The sequence below is a fragment of the Chitinispirillales bacterium ANBcel5 genome, assembly GCA_029688955.1.
Classification (GTDB): domain Bacteria; phylum Fibrobacterota; class Chitinivibrionia; order Chitinivibrionales; family Chitinispirillaceae; genus Cellulosispirillum; species Cellulosispirillum alkaliphilum.
This window is the reverse complement of the sequence record JARUKZ010000014.1, coordinates 1-26,134: the sequence shown is the minus strand read 5'-3', so window position 1 is coordinate 26,134 and position 26,134 is coordinate 1. Positions and strand designations below refer to the sequence as shown.

The following is a 26,134-nucleotide window of genomic DNA, read 5'->3' as shown; positions in this document are numbered from 1 at the left end:
ATATATTCCAGTACGAAGTTTGTTTTCAGCTCTATACAAAAAAATTGAGGTAAAACAGACCTCAGACCTCTTAAAGATTTTTGAATCATGAAAACGAGAGTAGATTCGATGTATCTTAAATCACTGTTTGTTACCACACTGCTTTTGCTTCTAAATGTCTCCTTTTACGCTACGGGGGAGCAAATAGAAGTATCGATATCCCCGGACAGAGCTCACTACAGTAGCTTAGATACCGCTATTGTTTCAGTTAAAGTCTCTATCCCACCAAATCACTATCTATATGCAAATCCCTTAGGTCCTGGAATCGGCAGACCTCTGGAATTTTCTGTTAGTCAAAGTGAAGGAATACACTGGGTCGAAGTAAAAAGTGATAAGCCGGAAAAGTTTCATCCACCCGTTGGAGATTGGGTCTGGGCATACGAAAACACTGCATTCTTTTTTCTAAAAGGAGTTATAGAGCCCGATTTTCTGGGAATGATTGAAGGTTCAGTTACCATAGATGCCCTTATTTGCGATAAGGCCTGTGTCCCGGTAAAAGGTACCGCCAAGTTTAATTTTGGTGTTAAACAGCACAGTAGCCCTGAGCGGTTTTCAAATACCCCTTCAAGTATCTCCCGATATAAAGAAGCTGTTACGATGGATTTTAAAACAGCGGACCAACAAGCAGCTATTCAACCATCACCAGGTCAGACACAACTATCTCTTTCTCTTGAAGGATTAGATGCTTTTGTCGAAAATGATGCTGTTGAAACAGAAACAGCCCCCCCTCATGAATGGTCATACACTCCAGTTGAAAACAGAAGAGATTTTAATCTTATCATCGCACTGTTATTCTCTTTTCTTGCGGGGATAGCGCTGAATATAACCCCGTGTGTATTTCCTCTTCTCGGTATGAAAGCGCTCTCGCTATCACAGGGTGCAAGTGAAAATCGCAAAGAAACCATAAAGCGAAGCATATCATTTTCAGCTGGAATTATTTTCGTCTTTTTGTTACTTGCCTCACTTGCTTCTTTTGCCGGCTTTTCCTGGGGAGAGCAATTTCAGAATCCAAAGATAGTTGCCGTTATTATAGCTTTTGTTTTTCTTTTTGCGCTGGGTATGTTTGACCTTTACACGATTTTACTGCCTCCTTCGATAACCAATTTAGGGCAGGGTGGCGGCAAAAGTAGTGATTTTTTTAAGGGTATGATGGCCACTGTGCTTGCCACCCCATGCGGTGGTCCTTTTCTTGGAGCTGTTCTGGCGTGGGCACTGCTTCAACCAACACTGCTTATATTCTTAATTTTTCTTACAATAGGTGTAGGAATGGCTCTTCCCTACATACTTCTTTCTTCTATTAAGTCTTTGGTAAAAATATTACCAAAGCCCGGAAGATGGATGCAGGATTTTAAACATCTTATGGGCTTTTTCCTGCTTGGCTTTGCCATTTACCTTATGACAACCTTACCTTCTGAAATGATTATAAGCGTTGTTATTTTATGCACTGTACTTGCGTTTTCGGTACTTATATACAGGAGATTTGCTCCATTTAGTGCAAGCGCAAGCAGAAAGGCTAAAACGGCAGCTTTCAGTTTACTTATAATTATACTCGGAATCAATATTTCATTTAAATCGATGGGTGTATCCGACACCCCAGATACCCCCCAACCCTATACCACTGTATCATTGGATGAATTGATTGGTGAGCAATGGGTAGATTTCACACCATCAAGGTTAATTGAAGCCCATGAGTCTAACAAAAACGTAATAGTTAATTTTACGGCAGACTGGTGTATGAACTGCAGACTCAATAAAATAATGGTATTTGAAACAGAGGAGGTAAAACAGCTTTTCAGGGAAAAGAATGTGGTACTTTTAAGTGCGGATATTACAAGATCAAACCCACGTGCTGAAGAACTTTTGCACCATCTTGGTTCAAGAAGCATACCCTTTCTTGCGGTTTTTCCAGCCAGTTCACCTCAGGAACCCATAATTTTACGAGACATAATAAATAAAGACAATTTCTTAGAAATTCTTAATGATCTTTAATTATGAAAAAGAACAGGTTTTGTGAAACTCTTATTTACTTTTATTAAAACCCTATTGCGTTAATTATGGCCGAAAGTAAGAGTATTTCCGGCCATAAGTTATGAAATCACGCTTTAATTGATTCCACCGGCTGGACACTGTATTCTTTTATAAACTCTTCAACCCTTCTGTGAGCTTCTTCATCGGTACACTGACGTGGTGGATGTTTGCAAAAGTAGGAAGAAGGGGGATACAGAACTCCACCCAGTCCGGCATTCAGAGCCAATTTACAGCAACGGATAGAATCTATGGCAACCCCTGCAGAATTAGGTGAATCCTCTACTGAGAGTCGTAGTTCCATGTTCATGGGAACATCACCAAAAAGCTTTCCCTCCATACGGATAAAACAGATTTTCTGGTCGTTTTGCCATGGAACATAGTCTGATGGCCCTACGTGAATATCCCGATCTTCAAGCCTTTGTGCGGTAACAGCCTGCACCGCTTCAGTTTTAGATTTTTTCTTTGATTTTAACCGATTTTTGTTAAGCATATTCAAAAAATCGGTGTTCCCACCAGTATTGAGTTGATAGGTTCGTTCTAGCTTTACACCACGTTTTTTGAACAAATCTGTAAGTGTGCGGTGGGTAATAGTTGCACCAAGCTGGGCTTTAATATCATCACCAATTAAGGGGAGGTTGTGCTGTTCAAACTTTTTAGCCCAAACAGGATCACTGGCTATAAACACGGGAATGTTATTTACAAAAGCAACTTTTGCATCCAGTGCACACTGGGCATAAAATCTGGTAGCCTCTTCAGATCCCACGGGCAAATAGTTAAGCATTATTTCAGCACCGGAATCTTTAAGGCTTTTAACTACTGCATCACAATCTTTCTGAGGAGAATCGCTAAGCACAAAAGTATCATTTTCATCATAATTTTTCATATGTTGCGAATAGCCATCAAGCACAGCGCCCATTTGCACCTTCACGCCGGTTTTGGGCATATCAGGGCAAAACACCGTAGTGCAGTTGGGTTTGGCAAAGATCGCATCATTTATATCAAGCCCTACCTTACGCTTATCGATGTCAAAAGCGGCTACAACTTCGATACTATCGGGGGTATAACCACCAATATCCCAGTGCATCAAGCCGATGGCCTCTTCAGCACTTTTTTGACGATAATATTCTATTCCCTGCAAAAGAGAACTTACACAATTCCCAACCCCCACAACCGCGACTTTGATTCTTTCCATACGATGCAACTCCTCCCTGGAGATCAATTGAATGTTAATGTGTTATCGCCTTTAAGTTGGTTCTATTATCAAAAGCCCATCAGTATTTTCCGGAATTTAAGAACAGACGGCCTCTTAATTTCAGAAAAATCACCTAATGGGCTTTTCAGGCGTGGTAATTAAACCAGAGTAGAATTGTCGGTCGCAATTATCATGCCATAGCAGAGCTTACCGATAAGGGTTTGAATAACGCAGGACACCAGATTCCATAGCAAACCAAAGATTGCCGCTCTGATCCATGTGCATGCCAAACACCTGTGCAACCGGGGGACCTAAACGAGCAATATCATCAACCCAAATCTCCCCATTAAAACGCAACAAGCCAGTCCTGGTCCCAAACCATACTCTACCACTGGTATCTACCATAATAGAAGTGATATCTGGTTCTATTCCCATAAAGACACGCCATTCATTGCCATCAAAGCTATTCACATCTCGTTCACCAACGGCTGCCCAAACAACGCCTCTGCGCTCATCATACCCCAGCGCCTTTGTGTCATTCCAGCTTAGACCACTTCTCATATCATGAGTTGTCCAGGAAGTACCATTGTACTCAGAAATTCCTCTGTTAGTACCAAACCATACAGTGCCTTTGCTGTCCACCACCAGTGCCTGAACTTTATCACCTGCAAGTCCGTCCTCAGTGGTAAAAGCTTGCCAGCTACCATTACTATATAGTGCAGCCCCGGATTCTGTACCGACCCAGACCCCGCCATTAGGGGCAGCAGCCACCGATAGTACATTGTTTCCAGGAAGCCCGTCTTCTTCTGTGTATGAGCTAAACGAGTTACCTCTTCTTACAGCTACTCCTTCGGGGCTCCCAAACCAAACATTCCCGGAAGCATCAGTCACAATTGAGGTCACCCCAACCCCTGTAACCGAACCTAATTGGGTATAATTTTGAACCCGCTGTTGTCTCAACGGTTGTGCAACAACTTCTTCATCAGTAGCATACCATAGGGTCTGCCCCTGAAGAGCGAATGTATTTACGGGGAGTGGGGCTGAAAAAATCTGCCATTCAACTGGTGTTTCATAGGATATTGAGTCAGCTACTACCTCATCGCCCTGAACAGAAAAAATAGCACTCAAGGCAAGGACCGGAATTAAACGCTTCAACATAAAAACCTCCTCATGGTATAACTTTGAAGCCGCCCTGTTAGAACATATAAAGAAAATGGAAAAATAATTAGAAATATAAGAGCTTTGAGCACCCAAACGCAAGTTCGGGTGCTCAAAACAGTAGTGTCTACCTACAAATAACAAAATTTAAATCATTCAGTTATAAATCCAGAGTAGAGGTATTCAGGTGCCTGGACCAGTTGTTGGTACGTCCAGTAATTACCAAGAACCTTTTTGATATAATTTCTTGTCTCGGTAAATCCTATATCCTCAATGAAAAGATCGTACTCTGAATCTCCGCTGCGATTTTTCCACCTCCTGGCATTATTTGGCCCAGCATTATAAGAAGCGAGCATAAGAGGGATACTGTTATCAAAGTCATTTAGACGTTTTCTGATATAATAGGTGCCAAAGCGTATGTTTAAATCAGGATTGTACAGGTAATCCACTTCAAACTCTTCCTCAAGATTACCCGCTATTAACTCCCCTGTTGCCGGCATAATCTGCATTAACCCAATTGCACCGGCAGGTGAAACAATTTGATAGTCAAAGATACTCTCCTGACGCATCACAGCGCTCACCAGTAAGGGATCAACATCAAAATACTCTGAATATTCAACAATCCTATCGGAGAAAAAGGCAGGGTACATTATATTATATACCGCTACGGGTAATTTTTCTCTGTGCTCCACCGGGATACGCCAGGCAAGCCTTCTTGCTACACTAAAAGCCTGAGCCTCAGCACCGCCCATCGAAAACATAGTAGCCAACTCAAACTGCAGACTCAGGTTTCTATGATAGTTAACCTCCATCTCCCTTAGAAAATGAACTGCATCCTCTGCCCGCCCCATCATTATTAGCATAGCACCCAGACGCAAATTGGTGCTATCTTCCCTGGACAGTGTTTTTTTCCCGGAAGGCGATATCTTATCAAGCCATGTTCGCACATCTTCAAAGTCAGCAGCAGGGTGAAACGTTAAATCACTTACTACCTCCCCTTGCTCATCTAATATCTGACGAGCTCTGTGAGCATAATAGTCGGCAGGATCAAGCCTGATTAAATCTCTAAATACTTTTGATGCCTCTTCATCAAGATCTAAGGCAAGTAGGTTTTTACCCTGCCAAAACATAGCGGCCCAGCGCATTGTTGAGGAGGGAAACTGACGCTGAAAAGTTCTTAAAACTGAGAGTGCGCTTTCATACTCTCCCACACGATAATGAGTCAAGGCAAGACGGATATGTGACTCATGAACCCTTCTGCCACTTGATCTGGAAATTATTCTCCTGTAATAAGATGCAGCTTTGGCAAAATCATTTGCTTCTTCGCTCTGCCAGGCTCTTAACCAAAGGATCTCCCCGGAGCTTGCGCTTGCCGGATAAAGCTCAAGGTGGCGGTCATACCAGCGATTAGCGGTCTGGTGATCACCCAAGCGCCGATGAGAACGGGCAATCTGCATTATTATTTCAGATTTGTTGCCAAAGCGCCTGTCGTATTGAGAATAGAGATCTGCAGAGCGTTGGTACTGGGCTCTTGAGTAGGCGATATCTGCCTCCAGACGTAAAGCCTGAGACCCTGAAACAACATCCGTAAAATCGCTCCGTTTGCGTGCATCTGAGAGCAGACGATCTGCTGTAGCATGACTTTGGCAGCGGTGAGCCCTTTGAGCCAATGAGAATATAAGCTCTGTAGATAATTCTGAGTTAATACTCCCCTCACCCACAAACAGATCGGCTATTAGCCTGCATACTTCCCGATTACTTAGATTAGGTAATGAGGAATTAATCAGAGTGTTTAGTTCTTCCCATTTTTCCTTATCTGCTAACGAAAGATATCTATTTCTAAACTTTTCAGCATCTACTTTTTCGTACTCTGATGCCCAGGCCTTATAGTCACGAAACCAAGATTCATCAGACTTTAAGGAATCCTGGCTAACTAATTTATGTACCTGTTCAAACACCTGAAACCGAAACCGCTCCGGCAGTGAATAGCTTAATACTGCTCCGTAAGAGGTCAGCGCAGACTCTACATCCCCTTTTTCTGCTTTGATAGTTGCAATCAGCTCATGTGCAAGTGGCACCAAATCACCATCCTGGGATACCACAAACTCAAGATGTTCTAATGCCTTCTCAAAATTATTCATGTTAGCATAAAGTATCCCTTTTTTGAAAAAGTGAAAAGATGAGTCCGCAACCAAACTGTCTTTTTTGGCCTCCTCAAGTGCCTGCTCAAACCTTCCTTCTCTGATATGTGATATGCCGCTCCAGCTAACCGGTTCTGGCAAAAAGGCAGAGAAAACACTCAAAGACAATAATAGTATCGTAATAAACCCAATTTTTGCTTTCAAGTTTCACCCCTAAATTTAGACATTTATATAAAATCCATAGTACTTATTAAAATTGATTAATGTTCAGTTTTTTTTCAAGAAACTTAGTGCCTGCAAAACTGCACCATTTATATTCAGAAATATACTTACAACTCTCAGTAATGCTTTTTTCCTGCAAACAATAAGACTTTGTGAGAAGCTAATGAAGAAGTGCACGCTTTTGCTATGCATTTTACTAATTTGTATAGAGTTTTATTGCACTGATGGGCGCAAAAGAGATATTATTTTTAGCCCGGACGGGAAGTGGCCAGATACTGTTACCGTTGCTTTTTATAATGTAGAAAATCTTTTTGATTTCGTTCTGGATGGCACCGAGTATCGAGAATACAGACCAGGAGCTTTCAACTGGACTGAAGAAATTCAGCAAAGAAAGGTTAGTCTTACAGCAGATGTAATCGAAGCTCTTGAAGCAGATCTGATGGGGTTATGCGAAGTCGAAAACATCAGGGTATTACGAGAACTAAATGATACTTTAAAAAACAGAGGTGCCCATTACCCTTACCTCAGTGTTGCAAAGTCCACTTCTGCTGTTACTACTGCCCTGATGTCCCGTTTTCCAATAATCAGATTCAGAAGTCATCCGGTTCATTTTGGTTCATCACACAGGTATCGCTCTATACTTGAAGCAGATGTACGGATTGAGCAGGATAGTTTAAAGTTGTTTATCAACCATTGGCCTTCAAAATTCAATGAAGAAAGCAGTAGACTTAAAGCAGCTAACATACTTAAACAAAGACTGAATTCCCTCCCCGAAAACACTGAATATTTGATACTAGGTGACCTCAACTCAAACTATAATGAACACACTACCTTCCATACAGAAGGATTTAATGATACAAGGGGCAGAACCGGTATCAACTACGCACTTTCTACTGCTCAGACTTCACCCGATTGTTTTACCATAAGGTATAAGAGACCAAGTGATATGGTGGAGCCAATGGGGAGGTTTATTCATTACAACCTCTGGCTTGAGTTACCCGAGAATGAAAGACGGAGTTATGTTTTCAGAGGTTCAGGGCAGACTCTTGATCATTTTTTACTTCCACCAACTCTTTTTAATACTACGGGCTTTTCCTACCTTAGTAACTCTTTTGAAGTTTTCTGCTGGGAAGGGCAACTTTTAAGAGATGACGTTCCCTTTAGATGGCAAATGCGATTCAGGGGCAACCAACGGTATCATGTTGGAGAAGGTTACTCAGACCACCTTCCCGTAAGAGCCCAGTTTGTTCGCCACCCCTTCACTTTTGACTCCACCACAATTTATAAACCGTGCTCATTGAAAACTGTACCAGGAGTTTTTGGAAGCGGTAGAGATGGATGGGTATCAGCAGACACACGATTCAAAGTTCAACGTGATACATCGGTAGCGAAACTGGGAAAATACAGCTTAAAAGTAAGCGGTTTTCATAGTCAAAGAAATGTAAGTGCTGCTAAGTGTCGTTTTTTCTGCAGTAAAAGAGCTAAAAACGCGTCTACAGTACAGATGTACATTCGCGGTACAGGCAAACTTTCTTTCAGACTAAGAGGGGATCAGCAGGATTGGATTTACTATAATTACCCTGACTTTAAACCCGCATCCCACCCCCGTTATCCACTGGTCACAACTGGTTCGTTGTGGAAAAGAATCTCCTTAGCCCTTCCAGAAAACATTGAAGTTTGTGATTCCATAGAACTGGAAATAAGAGCAGGAAGAGCTCAGTCTTTTCATTTTAATGTTGATGGTGTTTTTCTTAAGTAGCCCCGGGTGTGGTTTCATTTCACCAACCCGGTGCGAATACAAATCCCCAGTGCCTTCCGTAATCAGGGCGCTGAAATGGATGGGCGTAATAAACTTGTAAAATCAGGAGCCCCAGAATATTTATTCGTGCAGCTGCACCGGTACTAAATACTGGTACTCTATTATTAATATTTTCGGTTTCCCAACGCAAATCAGGCCTCTGATCTGCAGTCCAGGCAACCCCCCCATCAAGAAATCCAGCCAGTTCTACAGGTAGATATGGAAAGTTAATTATCCCAAACTGCTCTGTTCCAATTAAGGGAAGTCGTAACTCAAGATTAAACACACCGACTCTTGAACCTATCAGCCTGTCGAATTCAGGACATTCTGAATAGTCATTATCTACCCCACACCCCCTAAGATCGTAGGTAAATGAGCTATAGCCCCTTACCCAAGTTTCCAGGCCAACAAACAGTGGTGAAAGCCTCTGTGATTCTGAATCTCCCAAATATCTGCCATAATGAAGAAATCGATATGCTACTGTGAATGGATTAAGAAAAAAGTATTGGCGGTAATCTGCTATAGCAGTTAAAAAGTTTAATGTTCCGGTTGTGTGCTCTAATTCATAACGATAGCGTCTTCCGGCCAAGGGTCCGGTAAAACCGGTGAACGAGAAGTCTCCAACAAACCCAAGGGAATTTTGAATCAGGTTCAATGAGCGGGGCTCGTCAAGTTGAGCCTCTCTCTGATCATCTAAAATACCATCCCTAAATACATACTCTTCTGCAGAGTAATCATAGCTGTATCTGGTTAACCCTCCTGTGAATTCAAGCCTTCTGTTTATCGAGAACGGGTACTCAAGAAACAACCGTGCACGATTTTCATAAAGTCGCTGTTGGATCAGTTCGTAGACTTCAACCGTTTCTTCACCTTCACTGCCCCTCTCGCCCCTAATCCATGATGAACGATAAGGGATTCTGCTGAGATTAAGACCAAAGTTAGTTCTTCTTCTTTGATACAAATAGAGCCCTTCAGCAGCGATATCGTTTATATTGCCATTTATCTGCAATCCCAATCCAAGCATATGATCCCCAAGCATATCACTGAAGATAAAACTTGCTCCTCCACCTACACCCATTCCATACCGATTAGCAGCAACACCAACCGCAAGCTGTCCAACATGATGCAGTCGCAGTCGTGGGGTATAATTTCTTACCGTGAATTCCGACGCATCAACAAGTCCCTCTGAAGGTTCAACCAAATAATTATCTACCGTGGAGTCGGATCGTAACTGAGGTGGCAAAGAAACAACTCTTGTATAATCTTCCCGGTTTTCTTTAAAAATTTCACCTTCCAGCTCATCGGAGTTTAATCGTTGAATTTTATACACACCTTCAGTAAACACCGACAGTAACATCTCCTCTGTTTCCCAGGACAAAGACATCGCGGGTGCAAGATCGGTAAGACCGGAAATTCCTGTGGCAATATTGGTTACTCGGTAAAACTCCCCGTTTTCAAAGCTATAACGATATATATCACTAACCCCATCGGGATCTGCAATCATAAAGAGACTTTTTCCGTCTTTTGAAAATTGAGGGTTTATATGTTTAGCCCACGGAGCAATAGAAACCACTTCTGTGTTACCGGTGCGTATGTTAAACAATGCTATTTGCTTTTTTCCAAAGGACAGTGATTCCAAATCACTATGTGGTCCCTGGTCTGTTGCGTAGGCAATAACGTCTCCATTTGGTCCCCATGCAGGCTGAATCTGAGCAAACTTATCATCGGTTATTTTCCAAATGGAATCTGTTTCAATTTCATAGAGGTATAAATTACTGACAGCTCCCATGGTTCCACTTAGTGCCATGTATTTTCCATCAGGAGACCATGCCAGCCCGGTAATTTCTTCTACCTCTTCGATTGAAACGATTGTTTCTATAGTGGCTGAATTTACATCAATAAAAGCAAGATCATTTCTACCTTCTCTAAATACCACAAATGCAAGTTTTTCCCCATCAGGAGACCATGTACCGGATGAGTTTATAAATCTCAGTGCATCGAAATGATCATCGGTCTGAGAACTAACCAGTCTTCTATCAACCGCTCCACTCTTTGCATCTGCAATGTACAGATCGATACTAAAGATATCTTTAGTTGACATAAAAACGAACTTTGAGCCATTAGGACTGATAACCGGAGAAAGGTTAATGGCATTGTCATTAATTACTGTTTCGCCTACATCCAAAGGCGATACTCTCCCCTGCAGCGTTGGCTCAAAATGATTAACTGCCGATTGACGCCATCTATTTGAAACGGAATCGATAGGACTACCCAATGCTCTCCTGTAGCCCCCATACCAGCCATGCGTTAACACATTATTATATAGAGTTCCTACTGCTCTATCACCCCAAACCCCTCCTATGTAAGCAATAATTGCGTGACCGAAGCGATAGGGAAAATACCGTCTGTGGGTACCAATGGCCTCAAAATCGGGTACATCATCTCGTAAAACAGCATCCCTCATCCACATTGCAGTATGAGGAGACAGGCTACCAAGGGAAAGGTATTCGGCCATGCCTTCAATAAACCATAAAGGCAACTCACCCATTCTCCCCAAACCGGCTTCATTTGCCCTCATCAGCTCAAACTGAAATGCGTGAACCAGTTCATGCCCAAGTACATGATCATTATCACTGTTTACACCAGTTAAAGGCAGGATCACCCTGTTCATCAATCCCTCAGTGACACCACCTGTAGTCTGATCCAGCATGCCTCCAATGGTATTCGTTTGCTGAAAGTGAGCATGTGTTGAGTATAAAATTACCGGTTGGTTATCCGGCAAGCCTCTGCTGAAAATTTTTTCCAAACGTGTATTCCACCTTTCAAGCATTCTTGCAGCATCTGTAGCAGCGTCCTGCTGAGAAGGGTAAAAATGCACATCCATGTTTTCTGTTTCAAGTACTTTAAAATCGAAAACATGATACTGTACTTTGTTTCGCCCAAAATACTGTGCTTGTGTAAATGAATAAGCCAAAAGAAAACATAGCAGAAGCATTGATTTGTGATACATACTATTCAATCCTTTTTTGAAACTCTTTTATTTCTACTCACACACCTTTTTAAAAAACAAATCGTATGCCATTATAATCGGTTTTATTTCTTTTTTCACTGTGGCATATGCTTTGCCCTTATTATTATGTATATACACTATTTGCACCCAAAGGTAATGGGTATCTTGTAAAAGGAGTTAAATACATGACCGGTTTAAAATATTCAGCATCCGTTCTTTTCTTTACTCTTCTTATTTACTCCTGTGCTCCCGTACCCACCCAACCACAAAATGAGGTAGATGTAGAGTATGAGTTTGCATGGGATTTTCTCAATGTTTTCTTTTTATTTCAAGAGCGGCTTCCAGAAGAACCGTTTCAGTTTGAATCACCAACTGAGCTGTACGAAAGTGTAAATGAACCATATACGGTTTATTACGCTCCCGGGGAAAGAGAAGATTTAGATGACATGCTTACCACCAGTTCGGTGGGACTTGGGATACGTATCGATTCTGTAGAAAACGGTTTTGTAATCACAGAGGTATTTCCTCAATCACCTGCAGATGAAGCAGGGCTCAGGGAAAACGATACAATAATAGCAGTGGATGGGGTTGATGTAAGAGACTTCTCTTATGATCAGTTTATGCCACTGATCGACGGTCAGCGTGGTGATCAGGTGACAATTACTGTCAGGCGCAATTCAGAAACAGTAGATATCACCGTTACTTTGGATCGATTCGTAGCCCCTTCCGTTTTCGTGGATAGTCTTGATGAGAATATTGCCTATATCTATATTTCTTCATTCTTCTCTTCTACTATAGTAGAGGGTGGAACCGCACAAGAGTTTCAAGATGCACTGAATGAAACGCAATGGGCAGAAATAACCATTCTTGACCTAAGAGACAATCCCGGTGGAGAGGTAGAGCCCTGTGTACTTGTGACCAGTCAATTTTTGGAACCCGGTACACCAATTGTAGAAACAAGAGAACGCAGACTAATACCCGATACAGTTGAAGGTGAAACTGTGGAAAGTACATGGGTAGCATTGGATGTTCAGAACAATGCTATTGACAGAGAGTTTATTTTACTTGTGAATGAATTTACAGCCAGCGCTTCTGAAATCCTGGTTTCCTCTTTACTCGCAAACAGAGATGACATTATATCCGTTGGTTCAACCACTTTTGGCAAAGGAAGGGGTCAGGCACTGAGCGTTACTCCACGATCCGGACTTGCAGTGGTAACCTATGCTATGCTTGAACCCGCAAACGGCGTAGCATACGATATGATAGGAATAGAGCCTACCGTTGAAGTACAGGAGGATGAAGATCCTCTGGAGGTTGCTTTAGAAATTGCAGAAAATAATCTGGCCCGTTATACTTCTGATATAAGATTCAGGTATTTACGAAGAATATTTTTCCTGCATCAAAGCCAGAGCAGAAGAGTTGGGGTACCTCTAAGTATCATCAGAAACTCGCTGTATTAGATAATCAATGGAGTGAGGTGAATTTTTACCTCACTCCTGTGCACCGTACCATTCCCTGTTATCATAGACCAATTTCTTTAAAACTACTAAAGCAATGGGATAAAAAACCATTGAGCCAACCCAAAACCTATTAAAAAGCATAATTGTTACTACTGAAGCAACATTCAGTAGTAGATATAATAGCTCACCAATCACAATAAAACAGCCTGTTATTTTTACTTTTGTGGCAAATTTTAATGTACTCCGGTTGTAGAGTATCCACACTACAATCCAAAGGGCCAAAAGTCCTAAAAATGTTATGGTCTGTGCTGTGTAGGGATCTATTAACGGAACTGAGGAGAGACTAAAAAGAAGCACCGGGAAAAGAAGTTGAAGTGATGGAAACAGAAGTTTAATTCCCAACACATTCAACCTTAGCGCCCCTACATTAACCACCACCTTTTTTTACCTGGTTTCTTACTGCTTCAGTGGCTTTTTGAATTGTTTCCTGATCCCCAAGATAATAATGCCTTATGGGCTTTAACTCTTCATCAAGTTCATACACAAGTGGGATACCTGTTGGAATATTTAAATTTGGAATATCCTGATCGGCTATGGAATCCAGATGTTTCACCAATGCACGAAGGCTATTTCCGTGCGCTGCAATAATGATACGTTTACCAGCCTTAATACCGGGTACCAAAAAATCCTGCCAGTATGGCAAAAAACGCTGCACTGTATCTTTAAGACATTCGGTAAGGGGAATACTGTCAGGATCAAGATCTTTGTAACGCGGATCTGAAGCCGAATTCCTTTTATCACTACTTTCGAGCTCAGGTGGCCTAATATCATAACTTCGTCTCCAGATATGCACCTGCTCATCTCCGTATCTTTGTGCAGTTTCGGACTTATTGAGTCCCTGAAGAGCCCCGTAATGCCGCTCATTGAGACGCCAGGAACGATGGACCGGTATCCACATCAAATCCATCTCTTCTAAAACTATCCACAACGTCCTTATCGCCCTTTTTAAAACTGAGGTAAACGCAATATCAAACGTATATCCCTCTTTTTTTAATACCTCTCCGGCAACTTTAGCCTCATAGAGTCCTCTGTCCGAGAGATCTACATCTGTCCAACCAGTAAAAAGATTCTCTTTATTCCAGGTACTCTCGCCATGTCTTAGTAGAACTATTTTATACATACTTCCTCCCTGATTAGGAACAAAAGCAGAAACCATTCCACTTTTAATGACCAATTCTTTTTGGGTCTGCAGCCGATCAGGCATTTTAATATAGAAAGGTAAAACCTGAGCTTCATGCATGAGACAAAAAAAAAGCCGGACACATCAGGGCCCGGCTTGAATTTTCAAACTTATTTTATAACAAATTAACGACGTCCAAATTTAATCTCACCTTCAGCCACTTTTTCTGTTTCAGTTACTCCATCATTTTTGTCGGACAAAATGTCCTGAGATGAATTGGTGTCTGAAGAGTTATCACTTGTTGGGGTCTCGGTATCACCAGAATCCTTCATCTGACGCCGTTTGACCACAAATTTGCGCCCATGCTGTGTATCTTCTGAAGCGGGAACATCCTTTATCCCACTATCAGTTGGGTTATTCACTGCTGGCGCAGGCTCTGAAGCTGGTTTTTGGTGAGGAGTCGCAGATGATTCCTCCTGTTTACCAGCCTGTTTTTTTGAACCATCTTTTCGATTATTGCGTTCCTGCCAGTTGGAGCGACGATTTCGGTTCTGATCATTATTTTTGTTATGGTTTTTCCTATTGCCTTTTCTTTGGTTCTCTTTTGATGCTCCGGATTGAATCTGACGGCGTGCATTTTCCTGATCACGTTCGGCATTTTTAAGCTTCAGGTTAATATCCCGAAGTGATTTTTCTACCGGATCGACTGCAGAAGATTTTTGCTGTGAATTCTGATTACCGCTTTTCTTACGATTATCATGGTGGGGTGATTTTTTATTCTTGCGAAAATCATTCCCTCTTTTCTCCTGGCGAGTATTGTTATGCTTTGGATGTCTTGTTTTTGAATCCCTATAATTTCGATCCGGTCTCTTTTTTATGCTGAGAACGAGCGCAATAGTAATTAATTGCAGTACGACAACGAGTAACGTTGTATATACTAGTGCTGCTGATTCCATAAGATTAATATCTCCATAATTCTTTAGTTATTACCTTATAAAGGCTTTGAATTTTTACGGATACACCTTTTCTTAGTTGATCATTATACTTTCACGTGTATCCCGGTTTATTGTTTATGCAAACGGTGTATAATATTTGTGCGATCGTATACCTATTTCACAGTAGCCGATACTTATACAATGAAACACTCCTTATCTGCCTTCTCTCCTTTCTGCCTTTCATACCAGGCGGGGTTTGGTTTAACTACTTATTGCCTTCCCGGCCCTGTGATTGAGATAGTATCGCAAAACATTATAAAATAGAGGGAATGTTGACTCAACTCTTTTTGTAATTACTGTTGAGTTTTTCATTCTCAGAGAGAATGTCTTTAATTACCCTCATCTTTTTATTCATTACGAATAACTTGCTCCAAATGAAAATGAGATTTAAAGAAAATGTTAAAAAAATTAGTACCCAGAGTATTTTTATTATTTCCGTCATGGGAGATTCATTTCAGTAGGCAGGTAACATCTATCTCTTCGGAAGATACTTTCTGCCAATTTCCTTAGCAATACGCCTCATTTTCAATTAATTACACAAAAACCAACCATTTAAGGTCGTAAGATTGTCCGAATGTTCTGTGGTAGCAAAAATGCTCCACGATGAATTTCATCATTATAATACCTAAGACTATCTCCAATCTGCTCATACCGTTTATGAGAAAAGGTATCCAGGCCATCTTTTTGGATACTGGCTACTAAAAAACTACATATTCCTTCAGGAAATGTGCGCATAAACGATATATAGGATTTATACTGAGCAAAAAGAGATGATACATTCATAATAGCCCGACGCAAAAACTCCTCACGCAGTATTGGGGAATCGGTCTGAAATACAGCCAAGCCCTCACTATTCAGTCGATTTGCAACTAAACTATAAAAGTCAGCTGATTCAAGGGAACGAACAGGACCACCCGGATCATAGGAATCCACCAGTATCAGATCAAATGTGTTACTTGAATTTTTTAGATACTGATACCCATCATCTATAATTACCTCTGTTCGGGGGTCTTTAAAACCTGGTTTAAACTGCGAAAAATAGTTTTCAATCGTTTCCTTCACCAAACCATCGATCTCAACAACCACAACCCGCTCTACACACTGGTACTTAAGGACCTCTTTTAGACAACCACCGTCCCCACCACCAATAATACAAACGGTTTGGGGATTTTTGTGCATTATCATGGCCGGATGAACCATCATTTCATTATAGGGTTCGCTTCCCTTTTCAGTAAGAACAATGCTCCCCCCAAGACATAATACCAGGCCAAAACGGTAGGTATCATACACTTCAATTTTCTGAAATGGACTGGAACCACAGAACACAGACTGCCTGGCTTTAATCGTAAGCCCTGAGCGCCCGTTTACCAGGTTTTCAATCCATATGGAGGTTTCATTTACTTCTGAACACTGGATTTTGCTATTCACACCAGGAAGGCTCCTTTATAATTCCAATTGCCTTATTACTAATATAATAATTCATCTACTCAACTACCACGACTTTAGCTTTCTCAAACCCATTAAACTCAGATGCACTGGCCGTAGTATACGCTCCCATCGACTCAAAAAGCAGCAAATCGCCAATTTCCATCAGTGGCAAACTGATATTTTCATACAAAACATCGATAGAATCGCACGTGGGACCTGCAAGAACCGAGTTGTATCTGGGCCCCTCTTTTGCCACAAACATGGGATAATCTGCATGATCATACACTTTTCCGGAAAACGATCCATACACCCCTTCATCCAGATAATACCACCATACGCCATTTCTCAACGAGCGTCCCATAATCCTTGTAGCCAAAGACATTGATGGTCCACTCAGTATTCTGCCCGGTTCCGCAATTATCCTGTAATTAGAAAAATAACGACTAAGATAATCGTTAATGGGCTGACAAAATGCGGCCATTGGTAAAACCGGAGACAGATATTTGATAGGAAATCCCCCTCCAATATCGATTACCTCCAGATTAATTCCTTCAAGAGCAGCCTTGGTACATATATCTCTGCAATATTCAAGCGCCTCGATGTACTTTAACGAACTCTCGTTCTGAGAACCGGTATGAAAACTTATTCCCTTTACCCGTATACCCAATTCATGTGCTTTTCTGATCAGTTTGAATGTCTCTTCAGGCGCGACACCAAATTTATGAGACAAATTAACCAAACATCCCGGGTTTTGAATGCTCATCCTCACAAGCAGTTCCACATTTTCCCTGTAAGGTAGAAACTTAAGCAACTCATCCTCGTTATCCACCACAAAAACGGTGATGCCATACTTTAGGGCATAGCGAATATCGTTGTCTCGTTTAATAGGGTGAGTGTGTATACACCTGGTTGCAGAAATCCCCTGTTGCTTGATTAAATCGATCTCACCATTTGAACAAACATCAAAAAAACTGTTTTGGGAATCGAGAATAGATAGTATTTGCGGGTGGGCATTTGATTTAACTGCATAGTATAAATCTACCCCCGGAAGCGCCTCACTAAGGGTTCTGTAGTTATCTTTAAGCCTGCTTTTAGATAGAAATAGAGTTGGTGTGCCATGCTCAGCCACCAACTCCCGGACTCTTAAGAAATCCATAGAACAGAACGATCTCGCTTTCCTAAGCTACAAGATGAAGTTATCCGGAAAATCTGGTTCCGCATCGGTAATAATACGGGCAGGCTGTTTCAATATTTCCTCAATATATGGATAAGTCACGAGCATAGAGCCATGGGTGGCCCCGTTATAGAGCTTTAAATTCTCTATACCATATTGTTTCAATCTGCTTTCTATGGTTGAAGCCTTTATAGAAGCGATATCAACCTCATCTGAAGAGAGACTTATTGACCACAGCACCGCATACATTTGAATATAAGTGTATAGTGGATTTACGTGAGCAAACGTGGACCCAAGAGTTTTTGTTATACATCCAAAAGCTACCGGTCGTGATATTGGCGACTCAGAGTGCATCACAAACATTCCTGCCCGGTCTTTAAAGGAACGTTTGATTATTCTGAAAAAATCATTGGTATAAAGCATCTTTGATGGCCCAAACGGGTCAGTCATATCCATTATTACTACATCGAATTCACCCGGATGTTCATCAGCATACTTGCGTCCATCTGTAACATTTATATTCACCCTGGGATCATCAAAAGAGCCTGCATGGACACTCGTTAAATACTCTTTTGAAAAATTTATCACCCCTTCATCCAACTCTGCGTGCTCTACTCTTTTTACGGTCGGATACTTTAACACTTCACGGAGAATCCCACCATCCCCACCACCTATTACAAGCACACTTTGTGGGTCGGGATGAGAACACATGGCCGGATGCACCATTGGCTCATGGTACATAAACTCATTACTTTCAACCACCTGAGTGATATTATCGAGCAACAAAACTCTTCCAAACTCTTCAGTGTCGATCAATTCAATATTCTGGTACTTTGTTTTAGTCTTTTTAAGAGTCTCTTTAACGGTATAGTAATATCCAAAGTGTGGATTCAGAGCCTCTTTGAACACCCGATCTTTTTTAACAGACAACTAAACCTCCTGGCCAAAGATATTCCTGCATTCAAATATTTCCTGCATCTCCTTTTTCAGGAGCGCCTTAACTCTCTTCTTTTCAGTTTTTGAGAATTTATCGTATTCAGAGCCAAACAAGTAACTCTCAAGCTTAAGATTTTTAAGCTTCATCTTGGTATGAAAGATATTATCCGAAACAACATTTATGTCATAAGCTGTATAGTTATCCAATATTTCATCAGAGATATAGTCCTGAATCGAAGTGATATCATGATCTATATAGATCTTTTTACCTCTCACATCTCTTGTAAAACCGCGCACTCTGTAATCCATCAATACTATATCAGAATCAAAGCTATCTATGAGAAAATCCAAAGCTTTAAGGGGCGATATCATACCGCAGGTAGATACATCAATATCAACTCTGAACGTAGCGATTCCGTTTTCAGTATTGTTTTCAGGATAGGTATGAGCCGCAATGTGACTCTTATCCAAATGCGCAACGACATCGCCTTCTTCACGGGGATGATGACCCTCGTTTATAAGAATCGTAACGCTTGCCCCTCTGGGGTCATAATCCTGAGTGGATATGTTGACAATTTTTGCCTGAATGATATTTGTAACCTCTTCGAGAATACTGCGCAGCTTCTCTGAATTATACTCCTCATCTATATATTCAAGATAATCAATCTGACTTGATTTAGATTTAGCGTGGCATATATCATAAATATTAAAACTCAATGACTTAGTTAAATTATTAAAGCCCTGAAGCTTTATTTTTCTTCCTCTGCACCTGTTGATCATTCTCTCTCACCCCCCTTATATCTTCCGAAGGTCACTAATTCTGGTGATCTACTATCTTTTTTCTGGTGTTGAAGTGATCAGATTACTGGTTTTGAAGTTTTTCGCACTCAACAGTGCGGTGTGACTTTTTTGATCAGCGTATCAGTAGAACAGTTTCTTCATTAAAGTTCATTTATATACAGCGGTTTATACCCGCGATATTTCTTAGAAAAATAATTCATGAGAATCACTTCTGTCTTTTTATTTGTAGCAATGTTTATAATCATCCTGTCGGAGAAAAGGCGGCTCATATGTATTCCCCGCCCCGAATCATCCAACACCCCAGCACCACTTATCTGACGTTCGATTTTTTTCAGTACGGTTTCTTTTGTTAATCGACCCTGATTATCCACCACCGATACACCATACTTCTCAAAATCATAGGCGCAATCTATATGTATGTACTCACAAGATTCTAACTGGACCTCAGAAAACTCGGTATACTTTTCTGTTCCATCTTCAAGAACCGGAGCATGATAAATAGCATTGGTAACAACCTCATCCAAAAGAAGAAGCATATCACCGGCAGTACCAAACTTTTCCTTGAATAGCCCTGTAATCTCCTCTCTTACCTCACGGGCGCTTGCAGAGGAGGTGATACAAAATGTCTTAAAAACCGCAGCATCCGATTGCAGGTACCGGCAAATGCCGAAAATTTCCCCGCTTAGGAGACTCCGTATAATCGATTCCAATTCAGAAAAATTAAAGGGTACGGTTTTGGGAATAATATTGCTGACTGAACACTCCCATGCAATCTTTATATAATCATCTACATTATAGGCGGTAATTAGAGCAGTTTTAATATCAGGGTACCGTTTTCTAATCTCCTTAAGAAGAAGTGGTCCACTTATTCCAGGTAAATTAATATCTGAGATAACAAGATCAAACTGCTCTTCTTGCAAGAGACTGAGAGCTTCAGTTCCATTTTCTGCAGCTTTAATATCGTAGCGGGATTCCAGATAATCCACAAGCATGGTTCTTATGGATAGTTCATCATCTACAACCAGTAATTTATACATTTAAAAGTTCCAGTACACTTGTTTCAACAAATCCATCGGCATTACATGGCAGGGCCACATAGAACGTGGTCATTCCATCAAAACTGTCAAAAAATAATTTCCCCCCATGCTCCTCTACAATACGATAACAGATACTAAGCCCAAGCCCGGTACCCTGCCCGGGGGCCCGGGTAGTGAAAAAGGGATCATAAACCTTGTTTTTTATCTCCCTGGGAATACCCTTACCATTATCAGCAATTGAGATCAAAACGACCTCATCCTGCTTTTTGGTAGATATGGAGATAAAGCCATTATAAGCCCGCCCCAGTGCATTTACCCTCTCTTTTTCTTCCTTTATCGATTGCACTGCATTGGTCATGATATTTATTATTACCTGTTCAATCTTGCCCGGATCACAACTAATCAGGGGCAGTTGGGGGTCAAAGTTATAACTTTTTTCCACCTCTGCGGCACCAGGAAAATGAATCGCGTTCATAGTCCTGTCTATAAGCTCATTTATGGAAACATAGACCTTTTCACTATCATGTTTTCTTGAAAGCCTCAGAAGGTCTTTCATAATGCCTGTGGCTCTGTCAGAATTTTCAAGGATTATACTTATGCGACTGACACCCTTATCATTAAGACCATACTTTTGGGGCATTTGAAGCATATTCATGGCTGTTCCGCTTATACCAGACAAGGGATTATTCATCTCATGAGCGATTCCGGCGGTCATTATACCTATACTTGCCAGCTTCTCGGAGCGAATAAGCTGCTCTATCATCGAATTTTCTTCAGTAATATCCCTCACGTACTCAATAACATTAACAACAGAGCCGGATTTATCACGGATTGGGTAAACACTAAGGCTATAGGTTCGTAACTCTTCTTTTCTCTTAAGGGTAACATGAGAGTTAACCAGCGCTTTTCCTGTTCTCCTCACCCGCTCAACCGGACACCATTCACATTTGCCACTTTGAGCCCACAGTTTTGACCAGCAGCTATGACCGGTAAAATCTTCAAAATTACCACCCGCAGCTGCTCTGTAACTCTCATTAACCTTTATAAGCTTTAAATCGGGGCTGATAATCGAGACATAATCGGTAATTGTGTGAAACACCGCTTCCAGATTTTTGTACTCCGAATCTGAAACGAGAAGGGCTGCATGAACCCTTTTACCTTTACTTCTAAAAAAAAGGAAGCCGGCGGCAAAAAAAAGGCAGAGCAGAAACAGTGAAGAAAAATAAAAAAAAGTACCCGACATAGACCTTTTGCGATTCCTTTTTAATCCAAAAGTTATCAGATTACGGGATAGCCGAAGTAGAAATCACCATCAAGAATTACAAAATAAGTCTGGACAGGGTATTTAAAACACTATGAGTAAACGGTAAGGAAACATTTTCAATCCCCAGAAGGATCAAAACCATTCCCATGGTAAAAAGTATGCCTGCAAGAAGAAGGAAATTAACCAGAAGGAAAATGATACTTCCCCGGACACTTCTTTTGCTCTTGCTAACAAATAAACGCCACCCGAAATTCGAAAGAAAACGTGTCACAGAAAATATCCTTTACCATTGCTCATCGATTCTCTTTTTAAGAACAGCCCTGTCCCCCTCAGAAAGCTGTTTTTCAAACAGTTTCTGGATTACCAACGTAGAGTAATTATCATAGACTCTGGTAACTAAGCCCAAAAGCAGTATTTCATTCAGTTGATCATCGGCGTTGTCGTAGACAGCAAATATATCACCCTTAACGACTCCGTCACTTTGTCCCTTATCTATAAGAAACATTTGGTTCATATGGGGAAATCTGGTTTCCTGGACCCTGCTAAGAACAGCAGCATCGATGCTCACCGGCGCATCAATAAGAGTTTCATATTCGATGGAGTCAAACTGTCTGGCCGGCATAACCCACTCATTGCCTTTAACCTGACCCCACAGTCTAATTACCTTAGCTCTAAATTCCCTGCCATCAGCACGCTCTACTACAGCTCGCCCCTGACTTTTTTTGAGCCAGTAGCGCTTGCCATCATAGCGCATGCTCTTAATTTGAGCGATCAGATCAACAGTATCTCCTACCCCAAATGCCTCAGCATTAGCTCCGGTTATGGTGACATTGTCATGAAGCTGAAATACAGCTCGTGAATCCGCCGGACGATTTAAGACCCCTTTGGGCCTGTCTTTTCGTTCCCAGAGAAAAGCACTGGATGCCAGCAGATTGCCCGATATGTAAGTGTAATCATCAAAAGCGAAGGGTTCCCATATTACGGCACTGTCCTCTTCATTAATTACTTCCTGCTCCATGCCATCCGCTTCCTCAGTGTAGCCATGCGTTAGAGAGAAGAACAGTGCACCGATACAGGCCTGCACAATAAGCTGCTTTTTTAATTTTTTCATATTCATATTCCTATATAAATATGTTATAACCAAAAGCCTTGTCAATGATTAATTTAAGCGTTTTCTTGACCTCAGTGATGGCAATAACATATTTATGACTGTTTTGTATAACCTAATTATAAGGTCGGATACTTTTTTTAGCAAGTAAAAGATTAAAAAGCCACAAACGCAGGCTGTTCAGTATGCACAAAACGAGGAGTCAGAAAAAGGAATGTCCAAACAATTGAACTCTGGTAAGTATTCAGAAATAATACAAGGCGGCGTATGTGCTGCAAGGGGCTTTAAAGCAGCAGCGGTTAAAGCGGGCATCAAAGTGAGCGGCAAATCAGATCTGGGAGTAATTTATAGTGAATACCCATGCGCTGCTGCCGGAACCTTCACCCAGAATGCCATACGCGCATCGAGTGTGGATTGGTGTCATACCCTTTTGCCATCAGATGCAATACATGCAGTGGTGTGTAACAGCGGATGCGCAAATGCCTGCACCGGTGGAAAGGGGGCAAAAGACAATGAAAGCCTGGCCACCCTTACCGCTTCGGCACTTGGAATTGATCACCATTCTGTTTTGGTTGCCTCTACCGGAGTTATCGGAGAGCTTCTGCCTATGGAAAAGATCTCTTCAGCTATACCCAAAGTGGTCAGCACCCTCTCTCCTGATGCCGGCCTTCAATTTGCCAAAGCCATTATGACTACCGATCTGGTGAAAAAAGAGGCGGCCGCAAAAGTTTCTACCCAAAGAGGCTCTTTTCATATTGGTGGCACCACAAAGGGCTCCGGAATGATTCACCCCAATATGGCTACCATGCTCGCCTTTATATGCACTGATGCAAAGATCGACAGCAGTCTTCTAAACGATACCATAAAAAAGGTGGTAGACCAGACCTTTAACAATCTGACCGTTGATGGAGACACTTCGACCAATGATATGGTTCTTGTGCTGGCTAACGGGGTATCGGGGACCACCATTACACAAAGCAACATTGCAGCTTTCGAGGAGGGGCTCTTTTTGGTCTGCAACGATCTGTGCAAACAAATCGCCGCAGACGGAGAGGGGGCTACAAAGCGGGTTGAGATTAACGTCACCGGGGCAAAAAGCGCTCAGGATGCCCAAAAGGCTGCTAAAGCTGTGGCCAACTCAAATCTCACCAAGTGTGCTCTGTTTGGAAATGATCCCAACTGGGGAAGAATTGCCTGTGCGGTAGGGTACTCGGGTGCAGAGTTTTCGAAAGTCAAAATGTCCATAAAGCTCTGCGGTATTGAAGTATTTGAAGATTTGCAACCAGCGAAGTTTGATTACAAAAAGGTGCATCAGTTACTAAAGGAAAAGGTGGTACCAATTGACATCGATCTTGGTATCGGAGAGTGTGGCGCGGTAGCGCACACCTGTGATTTTAGCTACGATTACGTGAAGATAAATGCAGAGTACCATACCTAAGATGTTGGCACCATCCCCGGTGCCAACATTTTGTACTGTTTCTTAATCGGTGATAACAATTGGCGCTTTCACAGTAGTTTCACCGGCACGCAGTACAGCTGTGTATGAACCACTTGCAAGCGACTGAGGTAATTGTACCTTATGTATCCCGGGGCCTTGTCCCTTTGATCGGTATACATTTAGCCTGCGGCCGTTAAGTGTATAAAGATCTACAGAAATATCCCCTCTGCGCGGCAAATGGTAGGTGAGTAGATTACCGGCATTTATACTCAGAGACATTGAACTATTCTTCATATGATTGTGTGTTACAGAGGTAGGATTAGCAATAACAAACTCTCCCTCAGACCAGGGCCCTGAATGATCTAAAAGCCTCTCTCGTACTCTCCAGAAATAGGTATTTCCTCCATCAAGCCCCGACACAGTAAACGTTGTATCCAGTATTTCTTCTTCATAGACAACCAAAGAATCAAAATCACTTGAACGAGACAGTTCCAGCTCGTAGAAGTCACAATTTCTTTCCGGTCTCCAGGTAAATGCCACCGGAATACCAGAATCTAAGGTGTCTTCAACAGGTGAAACCAGTTCAGGTCCTCGTAATCGGACACCATCATCTATAGCAAGGTTATCGATCCATAAGGTGCCGGTTTCGTTAGCATATCCCATGATTTCCCAGGAGATCCTCGTAGTCTGTGAAAGATCGTAATGTACATAACCTCCCCATTCTTCTGGTTGTGCAAGTTCACCGGAGCCCTCGGTTCCACCTGTAATATGCAGGGTATAATACTCCCAATCATCGCCGACCGACAGATCGTATCCATAGTATGCCCCATCGGTTACATTGGCAGTTTCCAGTCTGAAACGTACCTGAATAGGTTCCTCAGCTTTGGCCCAAAAGGAAAAAGAACGTGCATAAGACATACAAAAGGTGTACCCGTCAGGAGCAAGTTTGGTCCCCATTACTACCCGGGGGAGCAGGTCGAAGTAACCATCCGTATCTTCAATTGGCTCACCCATGTGGTAGCTTAGTTTTGCGGAATATTTTGAGTTGTATCCTGGAGTATAGGAGCCCTCAAAAACCAACTCGTCTCCATCTGTACCCGCATTGGTAACCGTTGATGTTCCGCCAATGTAGGCATCACAAGAGAAATACCACTCGTGCCCCAGCTTATTTACATTGGTCCCATCTTCCAGATCATCGATCACTACATAAGAAAACAGTGCAAAAGGGGTACTCAGCACAGAGCAAACAGCAAACACTGCCACATACTTACTGTTAAATAGTTTCATCACTACAGTCCTCCGTTTTTTGGGGTTATTATGCCACATGCTTTAATGATGAATGAAAAGTTTTATAGTGCTTAAATAATTAGCTTTCAGTGTTTTATATTTTTTTATCACAGGGTAGATGCTTACTTTTGTGTAATATATATAGGTTGGCAACTATACTCAAGTTTTTTTTACAGGCTGGTAAATTAATCACACCCTGAGATATCGCCAGCCATACTTTTGACTCACTATCCCACACCCTGAGGGATCGCCAACCAAACTTTTGCCTCACTATCCCACACCCTGAAGTATCGCCAGCCAAACTTTTGTCTCACTATCCCACACCCTGAGGGATCACCGGACAAACTTTTGTCTCTCAATTCCACACCCTGAGGTATTGCCGGCCAAACTTTTGACTCACTATCTCACACCCTGAGGGAACGCCGGACAAACTTTTGT

General features: G+C 41.8%; 20 protein-coding genes. 4 read left to right on the top strand and 16 right to left on the bottom strand.

Translation table 11 applies throughout. The annotated features are described in order from the left end of the window. Nucleotides 1–87 precede the first annotated feature (87 nt). Nucleotides 88–2,028 (top strand): thioredoxin family protein, encoded by a 1,941-nt coding sequence (locus QA601_09340; GenBank protein MDG5815281.1) that lies wholly within the window; start codon nucleotides 88–90, stop codon nucleotides 2,026–2,028. Nucleotides 2,029–2,134: 106 nt separating this feature from the next. Here QA601_09340 and QA601_09335 read toward each other — a convergent pair whose 3' ends face one another. The 3 genes from QA601_09335 to QA601_09325 form a co-directional block, all read right to left on the bottom strand. Further along, nucleotides 2,135–3,259: an inositol-3-phosphate synthase gene (locus QA601_09335; protein MDG5815280.1), complete on the bottom strand. Its 1,125-nt coding sequence runs from the start codon at nucleotides 3,257–3,259 to the stop codon at nucleotides 2,135–2,137. A 207-nt stretch (nucleotides 3,260–3,466) separates the two neighbouring features. Further along, complete coding sequence (locus QA601_09330) at nucleotides 3,467–4,417, bottom strand: two-component regulator propeller domain-containing protein (protein ID MDG5815279.1); 951 nt, start codon at nucleotides 4,415–4,417, stop codon at nucleotides 3,467–3,469. Nucleotides 4,418–4,569: 152 nt separating this feature from the next. Then, nucleotides 4,570–6,762, bottom strand: a complete 2,193-nt coding sequence (locus QA601_09325) for a transglycosylase SLT domain-containing protein (GenBank protein MDG5815278.1) — start codon at nucleotides 6,760–6,762, stop codon at nucleotides 4,570–4,572. A 181-nt stretch (nucleotides 6,763–6,943) separates the two neighbouring features. On the opposite strand from QA601_09325, the gene QA601_09320 reads away from it, so the two are divergent. Next, a complete protein-coding gene (locus QA601_09320) occupies nucleotides 6,944–8,539 on the top strand; it encodes a hypothetical protein (protein ID MDG5815277.1) in 1,596 nt (531 codons plus the stop codon). 19 nt (nucleotides 8,540–8,558) lie between these two features. Here QA601_09320 and QA601_09315 read toward each other — a convergent pair whose 3' ends face one another. Next, complete coding sequence (locus QA601_09315) at nucleotides 8,559–11,588, bottom strand: hypothetical protein (protein MDG5815276.1); 3,030 nt, start codon at nucleotides 11,586–11,588, stop codon at nucleotides 8,559–8,561. A gap of 185 nt (nucleotides 11,589–11,773) precedes the next feature. Here QA601_09315 and QA601_09310 point away from each other — a divergent pair, with 185 nt between their 5' ends. Continuing rightward, complete coding sequence (locus QA601_09310) at nucleotides 11,774–13,048, top strand: S41 family peptidase (protein ID MDG5815275.1); 1,275 nt, start codon at nucleotides 11,774–11,776, stop codon at nucleotides 13,046–13,048. A gap of 30 nt (nucleotides 13,049–13,078) precedes the next feature. On the opposite strand, the gene QA601_09305 is transcribed toward QA601_09310, so the two are convergent. From QA601_09305 to QA601_09255, 11 genes are all read right to left on the bottom strand, one after another. Continuing rightward, nucleotides 13,079–13,486: a hypothetical protein gene (locus tag QA601_09305; protein MDG5815274.1), complete on the bottom strand. Its 408-nt coding sequence runs from the start codon at nucleotides 13,484–13,486 to the stop codon at nucleotides 13,079–13,081. Then, nucleotides 13,476–14,228, bottom strand: a complete 753-nt coding sequence (gpmA, locus tag QA601_09300; GenBank protein ID MDG5815273.1) for a 2,3-diphosphoglycerate-dependent phosphoglycerate mutase — start codon at nucleotides 14,226–14,228, stop codon at nucleotides 13,476–13,478. Before gpmA ends, QA601_09305 begins: the two co-directional genes overlap by 11 nt. Before the next feature lie 185 nt (nucleotides 14,229–14,413). After that, nucleotides 14,414–15,184 carry a hypothetical protein gene (locus QA601_09295; GenBank protein MDG5815272.1) on the bottom strand — a complete coding sequence of 257 codons (771 nt, stop codon included), beginning with the start codon at nucleotides 15,182–15,184 and terminating at the stop codon, nucleotides 14,414–14,416. A 591-nt stretch (nucleotides 15,185–15,775) separates the two neighbouring features. Continuing rightward, nucleotides 15,776–16,651 (bottom strand): polyamine aminopropyltransferase, encoded by an 876-nt coding sequence (gene speE / locus QA601_09290; protein ID MDG5815271.1) that lies wholly within the window; start codon nucleotides 16,649–16,651, stop codon nucleotides 15,776–15,778. A gap of 55 nt (nucleotides 16,652–16,706) precedes the next feature. Further along, nucleotides 16,707–17,807 carry a type III PLP-dependent enzyme gene (locus QA601_09285; protein MDG5815270.1) on the bottom strand — a complete coding sequence of 367 codons (1,101 nt, stop codon included), beginning with the start codon at nucleotides 17,805–17,807 and terminating at the stop codon, nucleotides 16,707–16,709. 27 nt (nucleotides 17,808–17,834) lie between these two features. Continuing rightward, nucleotides 17,835–18,755, bottom strand: a complete 921-nt coding sequence (gene speE / locus QA601_09280; protein MDG5815269.1) for a polyamine aminopropyltransferase — start codon at nucleotides 18,753–18,755, stop codon at nucleotides 17,835–17,837. Beyond that, the gene (gene speD / locus QA601_09275) at nucleotides 18,756–19,541 is read right to left on the bottom strand and encodes an adenosylmethionine decarboxylase (GenBank protein MDG5815268.1); all 786 of its coding nucleotides are present in this window, start codon (nucleotides 19,539–19,541) and stop codon (nucleotides 18,756–18,758) included. It lies immediately after the preceding gene. A 161-nt stretch (nucleotides 19,542–19,702) separates the two neighbouring features. Then, nucleotides 19,703–20,599 carry a response regulator gene (locus QA601_09270; GenBank protein ID MDG5815267.1) on the bottom strand — a complete coding sequence of 299 codons (897 nt, stop codon included), beginning with the start codon at nucleotides 20,597–20,599 and terminating at the stop codon, nucleotides 19,703–19,705. After that, the gene (locus QA601_09265) at nucleotides 20,592–21,842 is read right to left on the bottom strand and encodes an ATP-binding protein (GenBank protein ID MDG5815266.1); all 1,251 of its coding nucleotides are present in this window, start codon (nucleotides 21,840–21,842) and stop codon (nucleotides 20,592–20,594) included. Before QA601_09265 ends, QA601_09270 begins: the two co-directional genes overlap by 8 nt. Before the next feature lie 76 nt (nucleotides 21,843–21,918). Further along, nucleotides 21,919–22,134 carry a hypothetical protein gene (locus tag QA601_09260; GenBank protein ID MDG5815265.1) on the bottom strand — a complete coding sequence of 72 codons (216 nt, stop codon included), beginning with the start codon at nucleotides 22,132–22,134 and terminating at the stop codon, nucleotides 21,919–21,921. A 12-nt stretch (nucleotides 22,135–22,146) separates the two neighbouring features. Then, nucleotides 22,147–22,974 carry a hypothetical protein gene (locus QA601_09255; GenBank protein MDG5815264.1) on the bottom strand — a complete coding sequence of 276 codons (828 nt, stop codon included), beginning with the start codon at nucleotides 22,972–22,974 and terminating at the stop codon, nucleotides 22,147–22,149. 211 nt (nucleotides 22,975–23,185) lie between these two features. On the opposite strand from QA601_09255, the gene argJ reads away from it, so the two are divergent. Next, nucleotides 23,186–24,409: a bifunctional glutamate N-acetyltransferase/amino-acid acetyltransferase ArgJ gene (gene argJ / locus QA601_09250; protein ID MDG5815263.1), complete on the top strand. Its 1,224-nt coding sequence runs from the start codon at nucleotides 23,186–23,188 to the stop codon at nucleotides 24,407–24,409. A 42-nt stretch (nucleotides 24,410–24,451) separates the two neighbouring features. On the opposite strand, the gene QA601_09245 is transcribed toward argJ, so the two are convergent. Next, the gene (locus QA601_09245; protein MDG5815262.1) at nucleotides 24,452–25,699 is read right to left on the bottom strand and encodes a fibronectin type III domain-containing protein; all 1,248 of its coding nucleotides are present in this window, start codon (nucleotides 25,697–25,699) and stop codon (nucleotides 24,452–24,454) included. Nucleotides 25,700–26,134 lie beyond the last annotated feature (435 nt).

Coding starts and splice junctions, on each gene's coding strand:
- QA601_09340 (MDG5815281.1), top strand. CDS start 88: ATGAAAACGAGAGTAGATTCGATGTATCTTAAATCACTGTTTGTTACC.
- QA601_09335 (MDG5815280.1), bottom strand. CDS start 3,259: ATGGAAAGAATCAAAGTCGCGGTTGTGGGGGTTGGGAATTGTGTAAGT.
- QA601_09330 (MDG5815279.1), bottom strand. CDS start 4,417: ATGTTGAAGCGTTTAATTCCGGTCCTTGCCTTGAGTGCTATTTTTTCT.
- QA601_09320 (MDG5815277.1), top strand. CDS start 6,944: ATGAAGAAGTGCACGCTTTTGCTATGCATTTTACTAATTTGTATAGAG.
- QA601_09315 (MDG5815276.1), bottom strand. CDS start 11,588: ATGTATCACAAATCAATGCTTCTGCTATGTTTTCTTTTGGCTTATTCA.
- QA601_09310 (MDG5815275.1), top strand. CDS start 11,774: ATGACCGGTTTAAAATATTCAGCATCCGTTCTTTTCTTTACTCTTCTT.
- gpmA (MDG5815273.1), bottom strand. CDS start 14,228: ATGTATAAAATAGTTCTACTAAGACATGGCGAGAGTACCTGGAATAAA.
- QA601_09295 (MDG5815272.1), bottom strand. CDS start 15,184: ATGGAATCAGCAGCACTAGTATATACAACGTTACTCGTTGTCGTACTG.
- QA601_09285 (MDG5815270.1), bottom strand. CDS start 17,807: ATGGATTTCTTAAGAGTCCGGGAGTTGGTGGCTGAGCATGGCACACCA.
- speD (MDG5815268.1), bottom strand. CDS start 19,541: ATGATCAACAGGTGCAGAGGAAGAAAAATAAAGCTTCAGGGCTTTAAT.
- QA601_09270 (MDG5815267.1), bottom strand. CDS start 20,599: ATGTATAAATTACTGGTTGTAGATGATGAACTATCCATAAGAACCATG.
- QA601_09265 (MDG5815266.1), bottom strand. CDS start 21,842: ATGTCGGGTACTTTTTTTTATTTTTCTTCACTGTTTCTGCTCTGCCTT.
- QA601_09255 (MDG5815264.1), bottom strand. CDS start 22,974: ATGAAAAAATTAAAAAAGCAGCTTATTGTGCAGGCCTGTATCGGTGCA.
- argJ (MDG5815263.1), top strand. CDS start 23,186: ATGTCCAAACAATTGAACTCTGGTAAGTATTCAGAAATAATACAAGGC.